The organism is Actinomadura sp. HBU206391 (genome assembly GCF_014323665.1).
Taxonomy (GTDB): domain Bacteria; phylum Actinomycetota; class Actinomycetes; order Streptosporangiales; family Streptosporangiaceae; genus Actinomadura_C.
This window is the reverse complement of the sequence record NZ_JABVEB010000075.1, coordinates 1-18,415: the sequence shown is the minus strand read 5'-3', so window position 1 is coordinate 18,415 and position 18,415 is coordinate 1. Positions and strand designations below refer to the sequence as shown.

At 71.6% G+C, this 18,415-nt stretch carries 18 protein-coding genes; 10 read left to right on the top strand and 8 right to left on the bottom strand.

Going from position 1 to position 18,415, the window contains the following annotated elements:
- Positions 1–43: 43 nt before the first annotated feature.
- The 4 genes from HKK72_RS21335 to HKK72_RS21320 all read left to right on the top strand — a co-directional run bounded on the left by HKK72_RS21335 (position 44) and on the right by HKK72_RS21320 (position 3,864).
- Positions 44–1,216 carry a VWA domain-containing protein gene (locus tag HKK72_RS21335; protein WP_187236170.1) on the top strand — a complete coding sequence of 391 codons (1,173 nt, stop codon included), beginning with the start codon at positions 44–46 and terminating at the stop codon, positions 1,214–1,216.
- A 182-nt stretch (positions 1,217–1,398) separates the two neighbouring features.
- Entirely contained in the window at positions 1,399–1,797 is a 399-nt protein-coding gene (locus tag HKK72_RS21330) for an ArsR/SmtB family transcription factor (RefSeq protein ID WP_187236169.1), read from the top strand.
- Positions 1,781–2,782, top strand: coding sequence for a cation diffusion facilitator family transporter (locus HKK72_RS21325; RefSeq protein ID WP_187236168.1), 1,002 nt, complete (start codon positions 1,781–1,783; stop codon positions 2,780–2,782). Before HKK72_RS21330 ends, HKK72_RS21325 begins: the two co-directional genes overlap by 17 nt.
- Before the next feature lie 125 nt (positions 2,783–2,907).
- Positions 2,908–3,864, top strand: coding sequence for a diacylglycerol/lipid kinase family protein (locus tag HKK72_RS21320; protein ID WP_187236167.1), 957 nt, complete (start codon positions 2,908–2,910; stop codon positions 3,862–3,864).
- Positions 3,865–3,927: 63 nt separating this feature from the next.
- On the opposite strand, the gene HKK72_RS21315 is transcribed toward HKK72_RS21320, so the two are convergent.
- Entirely contained in the window at positions 3,928–4,398 is a 471-nt protein-coding gene (locus tag HKK72_RS21315; protein WP_187236166.1) for a MarR family winged helix-turn-helix transcriptional regulator, read from the bottom strand.
- A 56-nt stretch (positions 4,399–4,454) separates the two neighbouring features.
- Between HKK72_RS21315 and HKK72_RS21310 the strand changes: the two genes are divergently transcribed.
- Both HKK72_RS21310 and ppk2 read left to right on the top strand, forming a co-directional pair.
- Positions 4,455–4,835 (top strand): cupin domain-containing protein, encoded by a 381-nt coding sequence (locus HKK72_RS21310; protein WP_261987036.1) that lies wholly within the window; start codon positions 4,455–4,457, stop codon positions 4,833–4,835.
- 121 nt (positions 4,836–4,956) lie between these two features.
- A complete protein-coding gene (gene ppk2, locus HKK72_RS21305; RefSeq protein WP_187236165.1) occupies positions 4,957–5,778 on the top strand; it encodes a polyphosphate kinase 2 in 822 nt (273 codons plus the stop codon).
- 23 nt (positions 5,779–5,801) lie between these two features.
- Here the strand turns inward: ppk2 and HKK72_RS21300 are convergent, their stop codons facing one another.
- Complete coding sequence (locus HKK72_RS21300; protein ID WP_187236164.1) at positions 5,802–6,344, bottom strand: hypothetical protein; 543 nt, start codon at positions 6,342–6,344, stop codon at positions 5,802–5,804.
- Between the two features lie 267 nt (positions 6,345–6,611).
- On the opposite strand from HKK72_RS21300, the gene HKK72_RS21295 reads away from it, so the two are divergent.
- Together HKK72_RS21295 and HKK72_RS21290 are read left to right on the top strand one after the other, a co-directional pair.
- On the top strand, positions 6,612–6,911 hold the full coding sequence (locus HKK72_RS21295; RefSeq protein ID WP_187236163.1) for a hypothetical protein: 300 nt from the start codon (positions 6,612–6,614) through the stop codon (positions 6,909–6,911).
- Between the two features lie 73 nt (positions 6,912–6,984).
- On the top strand, positions 6,985–7,914 hold the full coding sequence (locus HKK72_RS21290) for a dihydrodipicolinate synthase family protein (protein WP_187236162.1): 930 nt from the start codon (positions 6,985–6,987) through the stop codon (positions 7,912–7,914).
- A 17-nt stretch (positions 7,915–7,931) separates the two neighbouring features.
- Here HKK72_RS21290 and HKK72_RS21285 read toward each other — a convergent pair whose 3' ends face one another.
- The 4 genes from HKK72_RS21285 to HKK72_RS21270 form a co-directional block, all read right to left on the bottom strand.
- Positions 7,932–8,324, bottom strand: a complete 393-nt coding sequence (locus tag HKK72_RS21285) for a hypothetical protein (RefSeq protein WP_187236161.1) — start codon at positions 8,322–8,324, stop codon at positions 7,932–7,934.
- On the bottom strand, positions 8,324–10,657 hold the full coding sequence (locus HKK72_RS42285; RefSeq protein WP_187236160.1) for a DUF4132 domain-containing protein: 2,334 nt from the start codon (positions 10,655–10,657) through the stop codon (positions 8,324–8,326). The genes HKK72_RS21285 and HKK72_RS42285 overlap by 1 nt, the downstream gene beginning before the upstream one ends.
- Before the next feature lie 329 nt (positions 10,658–10,986).
- Positions 10,987–12,009: a DNA polymerase IV gene (locus HKK72_RS21275; protein ID WP_187236159.1), complete on the bottom strand. Its 1,023-nt coding sequence runs from the start codon at positions 12,007–12,009 to the stop codon at positions 10,987–10,989.
- A 60-nt stretch (positions 12,010–12,069) separates the two neighbouring features.
- A complete protein-coding gene (locus tag HKK72_RS21270) occupies positions 12,070–13,176 on the bottom strand; it encodes a hypothetical protein (protein WP_187236158.1) in 1,107 nt (368 codons plus the stop codon).
- A 196-nt stretch (positions 13,177–13,372) separates the two neighbouring features.
- On the opposite strand from HKK72_RS21270, the gene HKK72_RS21265 reads away from it, so the two are divergent.
- Positions 13,373–14,830: a flavin-containing monooxygenase gene (locus HKK72_RS21265; protein WP_187236157.1), complete on the top strand. Its 1,458-nt coding sequence runs from the start codon at positions 13,373–13,375 to the stop codon at positions 14,828–14,830.
- Between the two features lie 37 nt (positions 14,831–14,867).
- A complete protein-coding gene (locus tag HKK72_RS21260; RefSeq protein ID WP_187236156.1) occupies positions 14,868–15,626 on the top strand; it encodes an SDR family NAD(P)-dependent oxidoreductase in 759 nt (252 codons plus the stop codon).
- Between the two features lie 45 nt (positions 15,627–15,671).
- On the opposite strand, the gene fdhD is transcribed toward HKK72_RS21260, so the two are convergent.
- Positions 15,672–16,541: a formate dehydrogenase accessory sulfurtransferase FdhD gene (gene fdhD / locus HKK72_RS21255; RefSeq protein WP_187236155.1), complete on the bottom strand. Its 870-nt coding sequence runs from the start codon at positions 16,539–16,541 to the stop codon at positions 15,672–15,674.
- Positions 16,542–16,710: 169 nt separating this feature from the next.
- Entirely contained in the window at positions 16,711–18,189 is a 1,479-nt protein-coding gene (locus HKK72_RS21250; RefSeq protein WP_261987035.1) for an amylo-alpha-1,6-glucosidase, read from the bottom strand.
- Between the last annotated feature and the right edge of the window lie 226 nt (positions 18,190–18,415).

Here is an 18,415-nt window from a genome sequence, read left to right as displayed (position 1 = left end):
GGCGCTGACAACACAAGATCACGACTGGGATGTGGGAGGGCGTGTGGAGGCCGACGAGAGGCTGAAGCGGTGGCGGCTGGTGCTCGGTGACGAGGCGGCCGACGGCACCGGCGTCGCCCTGGACGGCGACGAGGCCCGGATGGACGCCGCACTGGCGTCGCTCTACGGTTCCGGCCGGGGTGGCGGCCGGTCCGGCGGCGGCCGCAGCGGCGGTCTCGGCGCGTCGGCGCCCAAGGTGGCCCGCTGGCTCGGTGACATCCGCTCGTTCTTCCCCTCGACCGTCGTTCAGGTCATGCAGAAGGACGCCATCGACCGGCTGAACCTCACCCGGCTGCTGCTCGAACCGGAGATGCTCGAAGCGGTCGAGCCCGACGTGCACCTGGTCGGCACCATCCTGTCGCTCAACCAGGTGATGCCCGAGCGGGCCAAGGAGTCGGCCCGCGCCGTCGTGCGCAAGGTGGTCGGGGAACTGGAGAAGCGGCTCGCCCAGCGCACGCGGTCGGCGATCAGCGGCGCGCTCGACCGGTCCGCCCGGGTGCAGCGGCCGAGACGGCTCGCCGACGTCGACTGGGACCGGACCATCCGCGTGAACCTACGGCACTACCTGCCGTCGCACCGCACCGTGGTGCCCGAACGGCTGATCGGGTACGGCCGCCGCCGGCAGGCCGTCAAGCGCGACGTCGTCCTCTGCATCGACCAGAGCGGCTCGATGGCGGCGTCGGTCGTCTACGCCGGGGTGTTCGGTGCCGTGCTGGCCTCGATGAGGTCGCTGCGCACCTCGCTGGTGGTCTTCGACACCTCGGTGGTCGACCTCACCGACCAGTTGCACGACCCGGTGGAGGTGCTGTTCGGCACCCAACTGGGCGGCGGCACCGACATCAACCGGGCCATCGCCTACTGCCAGGGCCTCATCACCCGGCCCACCGAAACGATCTTCGTACTGATCAGCGATCTTTACGAGGGCGGGGTCCGCGCCGAGATGCTCAAGCGGGTCGCCGCGATGACCGCCGCCGGTGTCCAGGTCGTGGCGCTGACGGCGCTCTCCGACGAGGGCGCGCCGGCCTACGACCACGAGAATGCCGCCGCGCTGGCCGCGCTGGGGGTGCCGGCCTTCGCCTGCACGCCCGACGTCTTCCCCGACCTCATGGCCGCGGCCGTCGAGCGCCGTGACCTCACGGAGTGGTCGGAGCGCAACCAGCCGAGCGGCCCGGGGTAGGCCGACGCGTCGCCGGCCCGGCCCTGGCGGCTTGCGGGACATGGCCGCCGACCCGCGCCGGGTTCACGGCTCACCGGGCTCGGCTCCACCGTGCGACCACGCCCGCGACTCCGGTGCCCACCCCGGGTGACCGGCCACGTCATGGCTCGCTCTCCTCGCATCGATGCCCTACATTTGAACGTATGAGCGTTGCTTCACATAAGAGACTGGACGAGTGCGCGGTCCGGATCATCGATCCCGACCGCGTCAGGATGGTGGCGGGCGCCATGCCGGACGCCGAGTCGATCGAGGAGCTCGCTCAGGTGTTCGGGCTGCTCGCCGACCCGGGCCGGCTCCGGGTGATCACCGCGCTGCTCGAGGGCGGTGAGATGTGCGTCTGCGACATCGCCGCCGCGTGCGGGCACACCGAGTCGGCGGTCTCCCATGCGCTGCGGCTGCTGCGCGCCCACCGGGTCGTACGGGTCCGCAGATCCGGCCGGATGGCCTACTACCGTCTCGACGACTCGCACGTCCGGATGCTGCTCGACCTCGCGCTCGTCCATCTCGGCCACAAGGGGGAGGGCGATGAGCCGCGGTCCTGAGCACGGGCACGGCCACGCGGTGGCGGCGACCGCCGACCGCCGGTTCCTGTGGGCCGCGCTCTCGGTGCTGCTGGCCTTCATGGCGGGCGAGGTGGTCGTCGGGCTGGTGGCCCGCTCACTGGCCCTGCTCTCCGACGCCGGGCACATGCTCACCGACGCCTTCTCGATCGGGCTGGCCCTCATCGCGATGCGTGTGGCCGCGCGCCCGCCGAGGGGCGGCTACACCTTCGGGCTCAAGCGAGCCGAGATCCTCTCCGCCCAGCTCAACGGGTTGACGCTCATCCTGCTGGCGGCCTACTTCGTCTTCGAGGCCGTCCGGCGGCTGATCGAACCGCCCGAGGTCGCCGGCCCCCTGGTGCTCGCGACCGCCATCGTCGGCATCGCGGTCAACGTGCTGACCACCTGGCTGCTGAGCCGGGCGGACCGCGGCAACCTCAACGTGGAAGGGGCCTTCCAGCACGTCCTCAACGACCTCTACGCGTTCGTCGCCACCGCGATCGCCGGCCTGGTGGTGTGGCTCACGGGCTTCGCCCGCGCGGACGCGATCGCCACGCTGGTCGTGGCCGCGCTGATGCTCAAGGCGGGCTACGGGCTGCTCCGCGACGCCGGGCGGATCCTGATGGAGGCCGCGCCCATGGGCATGGACCCGGGCGAGATCGGCGCCCGGCTGGCCGCACGACCCTGCGTCGTCGAGGTGCACGACCTGCACGTGTGGGAGCTCACCTCCGGCTATGCCGCCATGTCGGCCCACGTGCTGGTGGACCAGGGGGGAGACTGCCATGCCGTACGGCGGGATCTCGGGAAGGTGCTGCGGGACGCCTACGGGATCACCCACACGACCCTGGAGGTCGACCACGCGCCGGAACAGCGAGTGGACGACGCCCACCACTGCGAGGACGCGCACGGCCCCCGCCACCTCGCCGCACCCGACGCGCCGCATCGAGGCTCGGGCGGTGACCAGGGCGGCCATCACGCGGTTCCCTGAACCTGAACCTCTCTCGCCGGGTACGGGCCCGTCTCCCCGGCCGCCCAGGTGCGGGACCATGGGTATGGACAAGACGATCACAGGGATCGGCGCCGCCCGCCCCCGGAAGGGACAGACCACTCGACATGCGGAGCAAGCCGCAGCTCGAAGCCGCGATCAGGAACGGAGGACGAGCCGTCCTCATCGTCAACACGCGTTCACGGCGTGGCCGGCGTTACTTCGACGAGGCGGGCAGGCTCCTCGATGAGGCGGGCCTGCGCTTCGACGAGGTCTTCCCGATCGCCGACCCGAGCCGAATGCCGGAGATCTTCCGGGAGACGCTGGACTCCGACCCGGATCTGGTGGTCGTCGGCGGCGGCGACGGCACCGTCAAGGAGGCCGTCAGCCATGTCGCGGAGCGCGACGTCGCGCTGGGACTGCTGCCGCTCGGCACCACGAACAACTTCGCCCGCAGCCTGCGGCTGCCGCTGAACCTCGCGCGGGCGGTCGCGGTGCTCCGCGACGGAAAGGTCGCCGACGTCGACGTCGGCCGGGTGCGGTACGACGCGGAACCGGCGGACGCGCCGGGCGACGTCTTCGCCAACATGATCAGCGTCGGGCTGTCGGTCGAGGTGGCCGGGCACGTTCCGCACAGGCTCAAGCGGGTCGTCGGCCGGGGCGCCTACGCCCTCACCGCGCTGCGCCTGATGCCCGCGCACCAGCCGTTCGACGCGACAGTGCGGGTCGGCGACACCACACGCCGGTTGACCACCCACCAGCTGAACGTCGCCAACGGCAGTCATCACGCCGGCCGCCCGATCGCCGCGGACGCCAGCGCGGACGACCGGATGCTCGCCGTCTACCGGCTGGGCGACGGTGCGCGGCTGCGGCTCGCCGCCGAGACCGCGCGCCATGCGCTCACCGGCCATCGGCGTACCCTGGCCCAGACGGCGTTGCTCACCACCGACGACGTGTACCTCGAGACCGATCCGCCGCTGCCCGTCGACGTCGACGGCGAGATCCGCGGCGAGACGCCGGTGCGGGTCAGCCTGGTGCCGAACGCGCTGCGCGTGATGGTCGCGCAGAGCTTCCTGGACACCTAGACCCTCAGTTTCCTCCCCCGCCCGGTTGATCACGGCCCGACCCGGCGATCCGATCAACACGGCCTAACCGCCGCCGAACCAGCCCGGCACGTCCAGCTGGAACAGGTCGGGCGGCGTCACCCGGCGCAGGTCGTACTCCAGCGCGGTCAGGCGCTCGGCGCCCAGCACGTCGGCCCAGCCCCTGCGCAGGTCGTCGAAGATGCGCGCCGACCGCTCAAGGCAGTCGACGCCGCGCGGCGTGAGCCGTACGACCTTGCGCCGCGCGTCGCGCGGGTCGGAGCCGCGGGACAGGTAGCCGAGGCGCTCCAGCGCGTCGACCGTCTTGCCCGCGGCCTGCTTGGAGATGCCCAGGCGGCGGCCGAGCTCGGCGGCGGTCGTGCCGTGCGGGCCGACCGCCTGAAGGACGAACCCGTGCATCGGCCGCAGCTCGGAATGGCCATGCCGGGCGAGCTCCGCATGGAGGTCGTCGATGAGGACCCGGAATCCGAGCAGGAGCCGCAGCGGCAGCTCGAAGCCCGGCGGCTCACTTGACACGATAGACAACCAGGTTCACTATTACGACAACCATGTTGTCGATTATAGGAGATTTGATGATGTCCGTCGTCCGTACCGCCGACAGCCGCCGCACCGAGACGCCCAACGCCGTGATGACCACGTTCGCCTCTCCCAGCCTGGGCGGCGCGGGGCAGTCCCTCTGGCGGGTGGACATGAACCCCGGCGCGCAGGGTCCGCTGCACCTCTTCGATGTCGAGCAGATCTGGTCGGTCGTGGGCGGCGCGGCGACCGTCGAGGTCGACGGCGAGACCTTCGGCGTCGGGCCCGGCGACACGGTGGTCATGCCCCCGGCGGTCCCACGCCGGGTCACCGCCGATCCGCATGCCGGCTTCGCCGCCGTCGTGACCGCCGCGGGCGGAGCGCGCGCCACCCTCCCCGACGGCACCGACAAGGGCGTGCCGCCGTGGATCGCCTGACCACTTGACCGCGGGACCGGCGGCATCGGCGGCTGACGGTGGCCTCGCTCGTGTCGGCGACCGCACCACCGCCGGCTCTCGGTGATGCGGTCGCCGACGCTGAACGGCTAGCGTGCGGGACATGTCCCGACCCGACGCCGCACGCCGGCTGCCGCGCAAGGTGTACGACAAGGAACTGCTCCGCCTGCAGGCCGAGCTGGTGAATCTTCAGGAGTGGGTCCGGTCCGAGGGCGCCCGCGTCGTCGTGATCTTCGAGGGCCGCGACGCGGCGGGCAAAGGCGGCACGATCAAGCGGATCACCGAATACCTCAGCTCCAGGACCGTCCGCATCGCGGCGCTGCCCGTGCCCACCGAGCGGCAGCGGACCCAGTGGTACTTCCAGCGGTACGTCGAGCAGTTGCCCGCCGCCGGCGAGATCGTGCTGTTCGACCGCAGCTGGTACAACCGCGCCGGGGTCGAGCGCGTCATGGGCTTCTGCACCAAGGAGGAGTACATGCGCTTCCTCCACCAGTGCCCCATCTTCGAGCGGCTCCTCGTCGAGGACGGCATCCTGCTCCGCAAATACTGGCTCTCGGTGAGCGACGCCGAACAGGAACGCCGTTTCCGGTCACGGCTCGATGATCCGATGCGGCGCTGGAAGCTGTCGCCGATGGACCTCAAGTCGATCACCCACTGGGAGGAGTACTCCCGCGCCAAGGATCAGATGTTCCTCTACACCGACACCCCGGAGGCGCCCTGGTACGTGGTCGAGAGCGACGACAAGCGCCGGGCGCGGATCAACACGATCGCCCACCTGCTGTCGACCATCCCGCACGAGCCGGTCGAGCGGGAGCCGCTCGAACTCCCCGCGCGACCGCCGTCCAAGGGATACGAGCGCCCGCCGCGCGACATGCAGACCTACGTCCCCGACCACGCGGCCACACTGCTCGACCGCTCCCGCTGACCCCCTCGGCGATCGCGACCCGGTCAGGATCCGCCCAGCAGCGTCCTGACCTCGGCGACGAACCGCGGATCGGCGCCTGTGACCTGCACGAAACGGCCGTCGGTCGAGGTCCGCGCCCTGGTGATCCGAGGAAGGCTGGACGCGACGAACGCGGCCGGTGAGGACAGCGCCATGACGAATCCGCCGAGGAGCGGGACGCCGAGCACCGGCGTGACCTCACCCAGCACGATCCTGGCGACGACCGCCGCGGCCATCGCGGCGAGTCCGCCCCAGAACAGCACCGCGGCCAGTGACAGCCATCCGCGCCTGGTCCGGACGCAGCGCCGGCACAGCGGCCAGTCCACGATCTTGGCGATCTTCACCCGCTCGGCGTGTTCGGCCAACCGGTCGATGCCGGTGGAGAGGACTCCCACTCGCGGCGTGCGCAGCGCGGGCCGGGACTGCAGAGCGAAGCCGGCACGGCGGACGGCCGGCGCACCGTGCCATGCGCACATGGTGCATCCCGCCGGGACGGTGGCCAGCGCCTCGACCGGAATGGCGATCGAGCGGTCCGGGGTCGTGTCCATACCTGGCGCCTCCAGTGCAGAGACCACCCGGAGATCCCGGGTGATGAGCGTCGGTTCTCATCACGGCCGCAGCCAGTCTGCGCGCTCTGGCCCATGATCTGATCGCAATAGCCATATCGCGAAATCGTCGGTCTTGTCTGCCAGTATTCCGGCCATGCGCAGCGCCATACGGCCGGCGGAACCACGGCGATGTGTTCCGGCCGGGGGCGGATACGAACTGAGTCTCGACGGTGCCGAACCGATCTGCCGTGATGATCAGGGCGCGGCGTGCGAGCCGATACCGCAGCGGGTGCTGGAGAGCAGGTCCAGGTCGGCGAATGGCGTGGTCGCCAGGACGTGACCGCTGCGCTTCGCGCCGGCATGAACTCCCTGGGCCAGTGGCGACTGCTGCCGATCACAGCCAACGGACAGCTCGGCGCGGCCGGCTACGTGCGCCGTCCCGGCGAAACCGTGTTCATGCCGTACGTGCTCACCCTGCTGCGCTTCGACCACAACACCCTGGTCGATGTCGCTGCCTTCGAACAGCCATCGATGTTCCGCGCCTTCGTGCTGCCCGCCGGCCTGTGACGCCGGACGCGCCGCGGCCCCGGGAATGACCGCAGGTCCAGGTGAAGATCAACAATTGGCTACAGTGACGGCCATGCGAGCGCTCAGCCCCGATGCCCTCACCGGAACCTGGGCCACGGTCCTGTTGCCCATCGGCGCGGACGATCGCATCGACTGGGAGCGGCTGAGCGAACAGGTCCACGAACTGGTGGCCGCCGGTGTCGACGGCGTCTACACCAACGGCTCGAGTGGCGAGTTCTGGGCGCAGAGCGAGGAGGAGTTCGACCGGCTCTCGAGCATGGTGGCGGACGTCTGCGAACGCGCCGGCGTGCCGTTCCAGATCGGTGCCGCACACCCCAGCCCGCAGACGGCGCTGGGCCGGCTGCGCCGGGCCAGGGACCTGTCGCCGGGCGCGATCCAGGTGATCCTGCCGGACTGGTTCGCGCCGAGCGACCAGGAGACCCTGGCCTTCCTGCGCCGCATGGCCGACGAGGCCGCACCGGTGCCGCTGGTGCTCTACAACCCGCCTCACGCCAAGCGGGTGCTGACGGCCCCGGGCCTTTCCCGGCTGCTCGACTCGGTGCCCGAGACCGTCGGCGTCAAGGTCGCCGATGGCGATCAGACCTGGTACGACGCGATGGCGCCGGTCAGCGGACGCGTCGCGCTGTTCGTGCCCGGTCACCATCTCGCCACGGGGTACGGCCGCGGCGCGGCGGGAGCGTACTCCAACGTGGCTTGTCTGAACCCGCGCGCGGCCGTGTGGTGGTGGGCCCAGATCACGACCGACCAGGCGGCCGCCGAGGCGGTCGAGATCCGGTTGCGGAGCTTCCTCGACACCGAGGTGCTGCCGTTGCAACGGCGGTACGGCTACTGCAACGCGGCGCTCGACAAGCTCCTGGCCGCGATCGGCGCCTGGACCGCCACGGGAACCCGGATGCGGTGGCCGTACCAGGGCGTACCGGAAGCCGACCTGCGCCGCCTACGAGCGGTGGCGCGTGACCGGCTCCCCGAGTTCACGACCTGACCGCGCTTGCCCGCCTTTCAGCCGCCGACGAGCGGGAAGAGTTTGATGAAGACGAGTTCGGACACGGCGGTGAGATCGACCACCTCGTCGAGATCCTCGACCTGGCGGTCACCGGCGAGCACGAAGAAGCCGTTGCTCGAGAAGGCCCGTTCGGCGATGTCGGCCTGCCGCTCCCAGTCGATCCGCCGCTGCTGGTGCAGCCGGTAGCCGTTGAGCTCGATCTCGGCGTCATCGGGCCGTACCAGCCCGTTGAAATGGTGCGATGGGCGTGCGTTGAAGCGGGCGACCTCCTCCCGGACCCGCAGCCGGACGAGCTCGCGCACCGTCATGCTCTCGGGCAGGCCGGGCACGTTGATCTCGTCGATGGGCCGGCCGGTCGCCGTCTCGTCCCGGAACGTCACGTCCGCCATCAGCCACCTCGCTTGATCTGGACAAGGATGCTCTCGTCGGTGATCTCACTGTCGGCGGCGAGCAGGAAGGCCTTGCTGAGGATCAGGGCGAGGCGCTCGTCCTCGAAGGGCAGGAAGACCTTGTCGCCGGGCTTGCGACGGGACGGCACGACGCACAGGTAGGAGTCGTCCGGCTCCATCAGGATGTTCGCGCTGCCCAGGTGGATCTTGTAGGTACGCAGCTCGCCCCGGACGACCAGATGGCGGCCATCGAGCGAGCACCTGTCTGCGATCTTGGTACGGGGGATGATGCGCGCCAGTGCGTCGCGCCGCACCTCGGCGCTGGCGGTGAGCTCGCCGAAACCGGCCCGGTGCCAGTACGCACGGAGGCGGTCCTCGCCGTGGTCGGCCCACTCCGTGTCGGCTGCCAGGGAGGTGACGCCCACGAACAGGTCGACGTCCCGCATCGCCTCGCTGAACACGATGGCGGGCACGTCGGCGAGCGGCGCGGCGCGCCAGACCCCGTCCTCGCGGTGGTCGAAGCGCACCTGGTCGGTGGCGGCGAGTTCGAGGTCCTCGGCCCATTCGGCGTACTCGTGGAAGAAGCTCGCCCGCCACTCCCCCGCCGCGAGCGTCCGCTTCGCGTCGCCCTCGGCACCACCGTCCCAGGGGCCGAGCAGCTCGGTCGTCCAGCCACGGCCCTTGAGCAGCGCGTACAGCTGCCGGTAGTGCACGATGTGCGCAGCGAACCGGTTGGAGTAGGTCCGGGTCTCCGCCTCGGCCGGGGTGAGGAGATAGATCTCCCGGAACGCCTGCTTGAACGGCTGCCGAACCTGCCGCTCGGCGAGCAGGTCGCGCCACGCCCGTACCTCGCCGGGCTGAGATCGGATGGGATGCCAGAGGCGCACCGCGGTGTCGTCGCCGGCCGGCGGCACCGGACGGCCCGCCGAGTCCTGGAGGACGCCGCCGGCCGCCCCGGGGAGCACCGCCCGCCAGTCGCCCGGGGAGACCTCGATCTCCCAGAGCAGCCTGGAGACCACCGTTCCCGCGATCGGGTGGGTGAGCAGTTCGTCCCGCCACCGGCCGTACGGCTGGGCACGCTCGACGGTGAACCCGGCCTCCAGCGCCCGGCCGAGCGTGGTCAGGTGGGCGCGGACCCGTTTGACCAGGTCACGCAGTTCGGTCACCGTCGCACCGTGATCGCGCCGAACGGCCGCCGGCACCGAGCGCAGCGGCTTTCCGCCCGGCCCTCGCCACTCCAGCTCGACCTCGTCGGTCACCGTGATGACGGCCTCGTGGCCGCCGACCGGAGTCCGCAGCACGCCGTCCCGGCCGAAGCCGAGGCCCGGCAGGCGCAGCGCGACCTCGGTGCGATCGGCGAGCGCGGCCTCGATCTTCTTGAGCATCCGGTCGAGTTGCTTGGGCACCCCGGCGTGCCGGGTGATGCCGCGCACCGTGCGCAGCAGGGTCGCCGCCTCGGGGGTGGGAAAGTCCTGGGCTGCGCGGGCGACCGCGTACAGCAGTGCCTGGGAGGGCAGCGTCTTGGCCTTCGTGGGGGCCACCGCGACACCGCGGAGCAGCCGGTCGAGCAGCGCCGGCAGCCAGGTCTCGTCACGCGCGAGCGCCACCCGGGCCGCGCGTTCCAGCGTGCGAACCTCGTCGGCGGTGAACGCCTTGTCGGCCACGTAGCGGATCTCGCCCGCCTGGATGGCGGCCAACCGGGCGTCGGCCGCCTCGAGCGCCCGCCGGGCGAAGCCCGCGTAGTCGGTGGCGGCCAGCCGCTGCCACGCCTCCGGCAGCATCGGCGGTGAACCGTACGATCGGTCGGTCACCTCGGCCATCAGCGCGATGCCGGCCGTGTCCCACGTCAGAGCGAGCTCGAGCTCGTCCTGGGCGATCCGGCCGTTCGGAGCGATCGCCCGCCCGATCTTCCGCCGCACGCGCTGCCCGGCCACCGCGGCCACCGCGAGCAGGGCCCGGCGATGCTCGATCCGCCCCTTGCCCACCATGAACCGGACCAGTGTCTCCGCTGGACCGGCGAGGTCGTCCGGCCAGGCGCCGGTGCAGCGCAGCAGGGCGCCGGCCGCCAGCGGCAGGTCGGCCGCGTCCCTTCTGGCCAACCCGTCGACGAGGACCGCGAGCAGCCGCCGGCACGAGTCGGGGCTGTATCGCACCTGCCGTGTCTCGACGGCATGCTGCACCGCGAACCTCAGTGAGCCGGCCGTGTTCGCGTAGGCCGTGAGCAGGAGCACCCCGAGCTCCTCGTCGCTGACCTGGGAGAGATCGGGCCACTGCGCCGGGACGGCGTTCTGCCCGCGAGGAGCGGTCAGTTCGGCGAACGCGGCAGCGGCCACGGCGACAGCACGATGTCGTGAATGCCGATGTCGCGGAGGTCAGCGGTCATCGGCTCGCCTCACAGACGCTCGTCGGGTGATGCGCGGCGACAGTACACGGGTCACGGGTCCCAACCTCAGGGTCGGCTCGGCGATGGCCTTCGAACGATGGGGCACGGCCGGCGGGCCCACGCCCCCGTGAGTGGACCCGCCCGACCGGTCGCCCGGCTGGAACAGATCCTGGCAGCGGGCACTGACAAAAGGCACTCGTGGTCTCACCGGAGAGCCGACGGCTCCGTGTGGCGCGAGCCGGCCGCTCCGGGTGACCGCCGGTCGTGTCCCCCGCCAGGTCAGCGGACGAACTCGGCCCGGACCCCGAGCAGCCGCACGGGCCGGCGTTCGGTGAACCGGTCGAGGGCGGCGAGGGCGGCCTGCTCGATCGCCTCCACCTCTGTGGTCGGCGCCGCGAGCGCGTGGCCGTGGGTGTGGGTGATGAAGGGCGCATAACGCACCTTCACCACGACGCGGGAGGCGGGCCGCCGCTCGGCGGCGACATCGCCCGCGACCCGCCGGGCCAAGAGCACCAGTTCCCGCCGTACCTCGTCCCAGTCGTCCAGGTCCTGCTGGAAGGTGGTCTCGCGGCTGCGGGAGCGCGCCAGGTAGGGGGTGCCCACCACCGGCGACTCGTCCCGGCCCTGGGCGAGCCGCACCAGCCACGGCCCGGTCGCCGGGCCGAACCGCGCGGCGAGGTCGCGCGGATCGGCGGCCGCGAGCCGCCCGACCGTGCCGATGCCCATCTCGTTGAGCCGCTTGGCGGTCTTGGGCCCGATGCCCCACAGCGCGTCGGTGGGCCGGTCACCGAGCACGTCGAACCACGTCCGGCCGGTGAGCCGGAAGACGCCGGCGGGCTTGCCGAATCCGGTCGCCAGCTTGGCCTGCAGCTTGTTCTGCCCGATGCCGACCGTGCAGTCGAGATCGGTCGACTCGCGCACGCGTGCCTGGATCCTGCGGGCCGTCGACTCGGGGTCGGCCGTGTCGACGGCGAGGAAGGCCTCGTCCCAGCCGATCACCTCCACCACGGACTCGAGCTCCCGCAGGGCCGCCATCACCTCGGACGAAGCGGCCTCGTATGCCTCCCTGTCGACGGGCAGGAAGACCGCGTCAGGACATCGCCGCACCGCCGTGCGCAGCGGGAGACCAGAGTGCACCCCGTACGCGCGGGCCTCATAGGAGGCCGTGCTCACCACGCCGCGCTTGGCCGGATCACCGTCACCGCCGACGACCACCGGACGCCCGCGCAGCTCCGGGCGGCGCAGCACCTCGACCGCGGCCACGAACTGGTCGAGGTCGACGTGGAGCACCCAGCGAGCCACACTCCATTCTCACCCCGCCGCACGCCAGGGCGCGCGGATGACGCCAAGCCTCCGGCGTCGTCAGGTACCTCTCTTGATCTGCTGGAGGACGGTCGCGTCGGTGATGCCGGCGTCGTCGGCGAGCAGGAACGCCTTGCTGAGGATCAGTGCCAGCCGCTCGTACGTCCGCAGCGCACCGCGGACCACGAGAAAGCGGCCGTCGACCGAGCAGCGGCCGCCGATCCTGGTCTTCGGGATGATGCGCTTCAGCACGTCACGGCGCACCTCGGCGCTGCCCGTCAGCTCGGCGAAACTGGCAGTACGACAGTAGCCGCCGAAGCGGTCCTCACCGCGATCGTCCCAGTCCGGGTCGGCGGCGATGGACGTCACTCCGACGAACAGGTCCACGTCCCGCATGGCCTCGCCGAACACGATGGGCGGCACCTCATCGAGCGGGGTCTCTCGCCACTGCCGGCCGTCGCGCCGCTCGAATCGGACCTGGTCGGTGGCGGCGTAGTCGGGTGCGTAGTCCGCGTCCTCGTCGGCGTTCTCGTGGTAGAGGCAGGCACGCCATTCCGCGTGGGACTCCCTGACGGTTGTGGGCGCCGACCGCAGCGCGCGGCCGTCCGCGGCGGCATAGGCGAGCCGCACGGTCACCGGATCCTCGATCACCACCGTGGCCTCGTGGTCACCGAGTTTCCAAGCCTGTGATCCGCCGGCCCCCCGTCCGTGCGCCGGAACGCTCCGTTCGACGAGCTGGCCCGGTGTGATCCCCTGCCGTTCGGCCGCCGCCCGCAGAGCGATGTCGAGCTGCTTGCGCAGCCCCCGATCCTTGATCTTCGCCTGGAGTCGCCAGAGCGCCTCCAGCGCCGACGGGTCGTCGATGTCCCCGAGCGCGTTGAGCGCCGCTCCGGCGAGTTTGAGGTCTTGGGCCACGTCGCTTCGGGGGCCGCCCGTTCGCACGGCGAGGGCGGTGAGGGAGGGGACCGCCGATGCGCCGCCCGCGAGCGCGGCCGCCCAGACCAGGCCACGCGCGAGATCTCCGTGGTCCGGGTGCGCGAGATAGTGGTAGTGGACCGGATATCTGGAACCGTGGATATCGCTGCACAAGGGCTCACCGGTGGCCAGCCCTCGCAGGCACTGCTCGACCAGGTCATGGGCGAATGCGGACCCCAAAGCGCCGGGCAACGCCGGCGCCACTTCTGCGCCGGGCGTGGCCGGGACAGGTCGGCGAGGTGCATCACCAGGTCGGCCAGGTCCGCGGGTGGAGACCTGTCCAGCCGTTCCCGCAGCGGCGCGGAAGCCATGGGCCTGTCGCATGACCATCCGATCGCGTACGCTCACGGCTGGCCCGCACGCTTAGAACGACATTCGGGACAGCAGCATGAGCTCTCCGCACGGCGTCGTGATCATCGGAGCCGGGTTCGGCGGGATCGGCATGGCGATCCGGCTCAAGCAGGAGGGCGTGCACGACCTGGTGGTCCTGGAGAAGGCCGACGAGGTCGGCGGAACCTGGCGGGACAACACCTACCCCGGCGCGGCGTGCGACGTGCCGTCCCACCTCTACTCCTTCTCCTTCGCCCCGAAGAGCGACTGGACCCGCAGGTTCCCTGCGCAGCAGGAGATACTGCGCTACCTGCGGGACTGCGCGGACGCCCACCGCGTCACACCGCACATCCGGTTCGGCAGCGAGGTGCTCGAGGCCGTCTTCGACGAGGATGCCGGGGTCTGGCGGATCCGCACCACGGCCGGCGAGCTCTCGGCCCGGGTGCTCATCTCCGCCTGCGGCCAGCTGAGCCGGCCGTCCATGCCGGCGATCGAGGGCCTCGGCACCTTCGCGGGCAAGGGCTTCCACTCGGCCAGGTGGGACCACGACTACGACCTCACCGGCAAGCGCGTGGCGGTCATCGGCACCGGCGCCAGCGCCATTCAGTTCGTGCCGCCCGTCGCCGAGCGGGCCGGCCGGATGCACGTGTTCCAGCGCTCCGCGCCCTACGTCATCGACAAGCCCGACCGCCCGTACGCCGAGTGGGAGCGGGCTCTGCTGCGCCGGGTCCCCGCGCTGCAGGCGCTGCACCGGGCGAAGATCTACCTGTCGTATGAGTCGCGCATCGCCGCCTTCGTCAAGTACCCGCAGCTGATGGATCGGGCCGCCAAGGTCACCCTTCGGCGCTTGGCCGAGCAAGTGGCCGACCGGGACCTGCGGCGGGCGCTGATCCCCGACTACCCGATGGGGTGCAAGCGGATCCTGCTGTCGGGCGACTACTACCGTGCGCTCACCCGCCCCGGCGTCGAACTCGTCACCGACCCGATCGAGCGGATCACGCCCACCGGGGTGGTGACCCGGGACGGCAAGGAGCGGACGGTCGACGCGATCATCTACGGCACCGGATTCGACGCCGGTGCCTTCCTCGCCCCGATGCGGATCACCGGGCGCGATGGACTGGAGCTCAACGAGGCCTGGCGAGAGGGGGCTCAGGCCTACCTCGGCATCACGGTCAGCGGCTTTCCCAACCTGTTTCTGCTGTACGGGCCCAACACCAACCTCGGCGGCAATTCGGTCATCTTCATGCTGGAGTCGCAGATCCGCTACATCCTCGGCTGTGTCGCCGCGATCCGCCGCCACGGCCTGGCCTGGATCGACGTGCGCCCGGAGGTGCAGCGCGCCTTCGTCGAAGATGTACAGGAGCGCATGCGGGCGACCGTGTGGAACCGCGGCTGCTCCAGCTGGTACACAGACGAGCGGGGCCGGCACGTGGCCAACTGGCCGGGGTTCACCGTGGCCTACCGCCGCGCCACGAGACGCCCCGACCCGCGCGACTTCCAGGTACGGACGGCTTGATCCGGCGCGGTGGCACACGCGGCCCTACACTCGGCCCATGCCCACCGCCCTCATCACCGGCGCGACCGCCGGAATCGGCGCGGCCTTCGCCCGCCGCCTCGCCGCCGACGGTTTCGACCTCGTCCTGCTCGCCCGCGACGAGCCGCGGCTGGCCCGCGCCGCCGAAGAGCACCGCGAGAAGTACGGCGTGGCGGTCGAGGTCCTGGTCGCCGACCTGTCCACCGACGACGGCCTGCGGGCGGCCGAGGACCGGGCCGCGGCCGGCGTCGACCTGCTGGTGAACAACGCGGGCTTCGGCAACAAGGGCCGGTTCCTCGACGTGCCCCTGGCCGATGAGCTCACGATGCTGAAGGTCCACTGCGAGGCGGTCCTGCGCCTCACCCACGCCGCGCTGCCCGGCATGATCGAGCGGGGCCGCGGCGGCGTCGTCAACGTCGCGTCGGTGGCCGCGTTCTTCTCCAGGGGCACCTACGGCGCGTCGAAGGCCTGGGTGGTCGGCTTCAGCGAGGGCGTGGCGAACGACCTCGCCGGTACGGGCGTCAACATCATGGCGCTGTGCCCCGGTTTCACGCACACCGAGTTCCACGAGCGCGCCAAGATGGACATGTCCGGGCTGCCGGAATTCATGTGGCTCGACGCCGACCGGACGGCCGCCGCGGCCGTGCGCGACCTCCGGCGCGGCACACGGGTGAGCGTGCCGGGCGCGCAGTACAAGGCCATCGTCGGCCTGGGCAAACTGGTGCCGCGCGGCCTCACCGGCCGGCTGGCCTCTCGTACGGGACGCAAGTACCGCTGACCGGCGCCCGGATCCCGGCCCGCATGGTCCGCCCGGGCGGCCGATTCACCTCGGGCCGGTCTGGATCACCTCGGGCCGGGCGGCGGTCAGGCGCACGCGCTCGGCGCCGGCGTACACGTTGAAGCGCCGGTCCCGCAGGAACCCGACGAGCGTCATGCCGAACTCCTCGGCGAGCGAGACCGCCAGGCTGGACGGCGCCGAGACGGCGCAGACGACGGGCAGTCCGGCCGCGAGGGCCTTCTGCATGATCTCGTAACTGGTCCGGCCGCTCACCATGAGCACGTGGTCGCGCAGCGGCAGGCGACCCGACATCAGCGCCCACCCGATCAGCTTGTCGACGGCGTTGTGCCGGCCCACGTCCTCGCGCACGCAGAGCAGCGAGCCGTCCGCGGTGAACAGCCCCGCCGCGTGGAGCCCTCCGGTCGACTCGAACAGACCCTGTGCCTTCCGGAGCGCGTCGGGCAGCCCGTACAGCGTCTCAGCGTCCACCGAGGGCCCGTCGCCGAGCACCGGGCAACCGCGGATCTTGAGTGCCTCAAGGCTCTCCTTGCCGCAGACCCCGCACGCGCTCGTGGTGGTGAAGTGCCGGTCGAGGCCGGGCAGATCCGGCAGCTCGTCGAGCCCGACGTTGACGATGTTGTACTGCTGTTCGACGTCCACGTCGGTGCAGTAGGAGATGCGGCGGACGTCGTCGGCGCTCGCGATGACGCCCTCGCCGTGCAGGAACCCCGCCGCCAGCTCGAAGTCGTGGCCAGGCGTGCGCATGGTGACGGCGAGCGTGCGGCGGTCGCCGCCGGCCAGCAGCCTCAGCTCGAGCGGCTCCTCGGTCGCCAGGGTGTCGCGCCGGATCCGCTCCTGCCCGTCCGTGACGACGTGCACCCGGGTCCGCACCGTGCTGCCGGGGCGATCACGCATGGCCGGCGCTCCCACCGCGCCGCCGTGCATCACGCCGCTTCGCGTCGTCCATGGCCGCGGGTACCTCCGATCGCGCCCGGGCTCACCGCCGCGATCAACGCAGCCGTCCCCCGGGTTTCCATCACCGTGACACACCCGGTCGGCCTGGATCAAGCCTGGGCGGGCCCGCTCACCGTGCGAGCAGGTCCAGCGCCACCGCGGCCGACCATGACTGGGGCCGGCCGCCGAAGGGCTCGCCGGTGAACGGGTGGTAGTACTCCGCGAACACGCCGTCGGACAGTTGTTCCAGGGTGGCCTCGCGCATCCGGTGCGCGGCGTCCGGTTCACCGCACCGCTCCAACCCCCAGATCAGGAGCCAGTTCATCGGCGGCCACTGCGGCCCGCGCCAGTAGCGCACGGGGTCGAAGTCGGGCGCGGCGGGACTCGTGCTCGGCGGGACGGCGCAGGCCAGCCCGGGATGCCCGCACCACGCCGGCGAGGCCAGCAGCTCCATGAGCCGCCGCTGCCGGGCGGGCTCCAGCCCCCCGCACAGGAGCGGCGCGAACCCGGCGATCGTGTCCGTGCGCAGGAACGTGCCGCGCCGCAGGTTCAGGTCGGCGGCGAAACCGCGCTCATCGGTGGTGCCGATGACGCCACGGCGGAACCGGGCGGCGTGACCGAGCAGCTCGTCGACGCCTTCGAGGCCGAGTTCGTCGCCGACCATGGCGAGTTCCTCGTTGGCCGCCGCGAAGATCGCGCTGGCGAACACGTCGGCGACCTGGAAGCTGAGCGTGCTCTGGATGCGCGCGTCGTCGTACCCCGCCTGCCTGAGCTCCTCGACCAGCCACTGGTAGCGCTTGTAGTCGGCGTCCGTGGGCCGCTGCGCGGCACCGCCCGACACCACACCGGCCTTGGCCGCACCGCCCCTGCCCGTGCCGCCCGCCGTACCCGCCGCCGTACCCGCCGCCGTTCCCCCCGCCGCCGCACCGGCGAGCGCGTGCACATCCGACCGGCGGAACGGCGTGAACTGCGGGCTCGGGACCACGTCCGCGTACGGCCCGTCCCAGCGGGGCGAGTTGTCCATCCCGCTCTCCCACCCGTGGTAGAGGGTGAGGAGGCCGCGACGCTCGGGGTCCCGGTGCGCGACCAGGTAGCGGTGCCAGGCGAGCAGGGCCGGCCAGAGAGCGCGGATCCGGCCGACGACGTCGCGCCGTTCCGCCGCGTCGGCGATGCGCACGGCGTCGAGAATGCGCCGGACCGCGACGGCGTGCACCGGGGGCTGCAGGATCCCGCTCGTCGCCGGGTCCGGCGGAGCGTCCGGGCACGCCTCCCGGCAGGCCCACCGGTCCGGACCGGGTTCGTACAGGGGGGCGCCGGGCGAGAAGACGATGTGCGGCACCATGCCGGTGCGCCACTGGGCCGCGAAGAGCGTCTCCAGCTCGGTCAGAGCACGGGAGGCCGACAGCCGGGCCAGGCCGATCGCGACGAACGCCGCGTCCCAGCTCCACATGTGCGGGTAGAGCCACGGCGCCGCCACCGTCAGGCCGCCCCGGTCGTTGCCGCGCAACACGTAGGCCGCGCGGGCCGCCACCTGGGTGCGCGTCAGCAGACCGGCACGTGCGCCGGCCACACCGGCGACGTCACCGGACCCCCTCAGGTCACCGCTCATCGGTCGCTCCCCCTCGTCGATCGCACCGCGTCGACGGACCGCAAGTCCGTCGACCACCTCCAGCGGTGACCCGCACCACGCCCGTCACCGCCCTTCCTGCCGGACGGCCGTGACAGGGACAAGACTTTGTTCGCGACTATGAACACTTTGTCCGCGATAACAGACATAGTTACCTGGGCGGCCGTTGCCGACAAGTGCTATTTGCGTAACACACCCGCAACATTTC

What these genes read in the sequence shown, in the direction of transcription:
- HKK72_RS21310 (WP_261987036.1), top strand. Translation starts at nt 4,455, where the DNA reads ATGATGTCCGTCGTCCGTACCGCCGACAGCCGCCGCACCGAGACGCCC.
- HKK72_RS21300 (WP_187236164.1), bottom strand. Translation starts at nt 6,344, where the DNA reads ATGGACACGACCCCGGACCGCTCGATCGCCATTCCGGTCGAGGCGCTG.
- HKK72_RS21260 (WP_187236156.1), top strand. Translation starts at nt 14,868, where the DNA reads ATGCCCACCGCCCTCATCACCGGCGCGACCGCCGGAATCGGCGCGGCC.
- HKK72_RS21330 (WP_187236169.1), top strand. Translation starts at nt 1,399, where the DNA reads ATGAGCGTTGCTTCACATAAGAGACTGGACGAGTGCGCGGTCCGGATC.
- HKK72_RS21320 (WP_187236167.1), top strand. Translation starts at nt 2,908, where the DNA reads ATGCGGAGCAAGCCGCAGCTCGAAGCCGCGATCAGGAACGGAGGACGA.
- fdhD (WP_187236155.1), bottom strand. Translation starts at nt 16,541, where the DNA reads ATGCGTGATCGCCCCGGCAGCACGGTGCGGACCCGGGTGCACGTCGTC.
- HKK72_RS21285 (WP_187236161.1), bottom strand. Translation starts at nt 8,324, where the DNA reads ATGGCGGACGTGACGTTCCGGGACGAGACGGCGACCGGCCGGCCCATC.
- HKK72_RS21265 (WP_187236157.1), top strand. Translation starts at nt 13,373, where the DNA reads ATGAGCTCTCCGCACGGCGTCGTGATCATCGGAGCCGGGTTCGGCGGG.
- HKK72_RS21250 (WP_261987035.1), bottom strand. Translation starts at nt 18,189, where the DNA reads ATGAGCGGTGACCTGAGGGGGTCCGGTGACGTCGCCGGTGTGGCCGGC.
- ppk2 (WP_187236165.1), top strand. Translation starts at nt 4,957, where the DNA reads ATGTCCCGACCCGACGCCGCACGCCGGCTGCCGCGCAAGGTGTACGAC.
- HKK72_RS21325 (WP_187236168.1), top strand. Translation starts at nt 1,781, where the DNA reads ATGAGCCGCGGTCCTGAGCACGGGCACGGCCACGCGGTGGCGGCGACC.
- HKK72_RS21290 (WP_187236162.1), top strand. Translation starts at nt 6,985, where the DNA reads ATGCGAGCGCTCAGCCCCGATGCCCTCACCGGAACCTGGGCCACGGTC.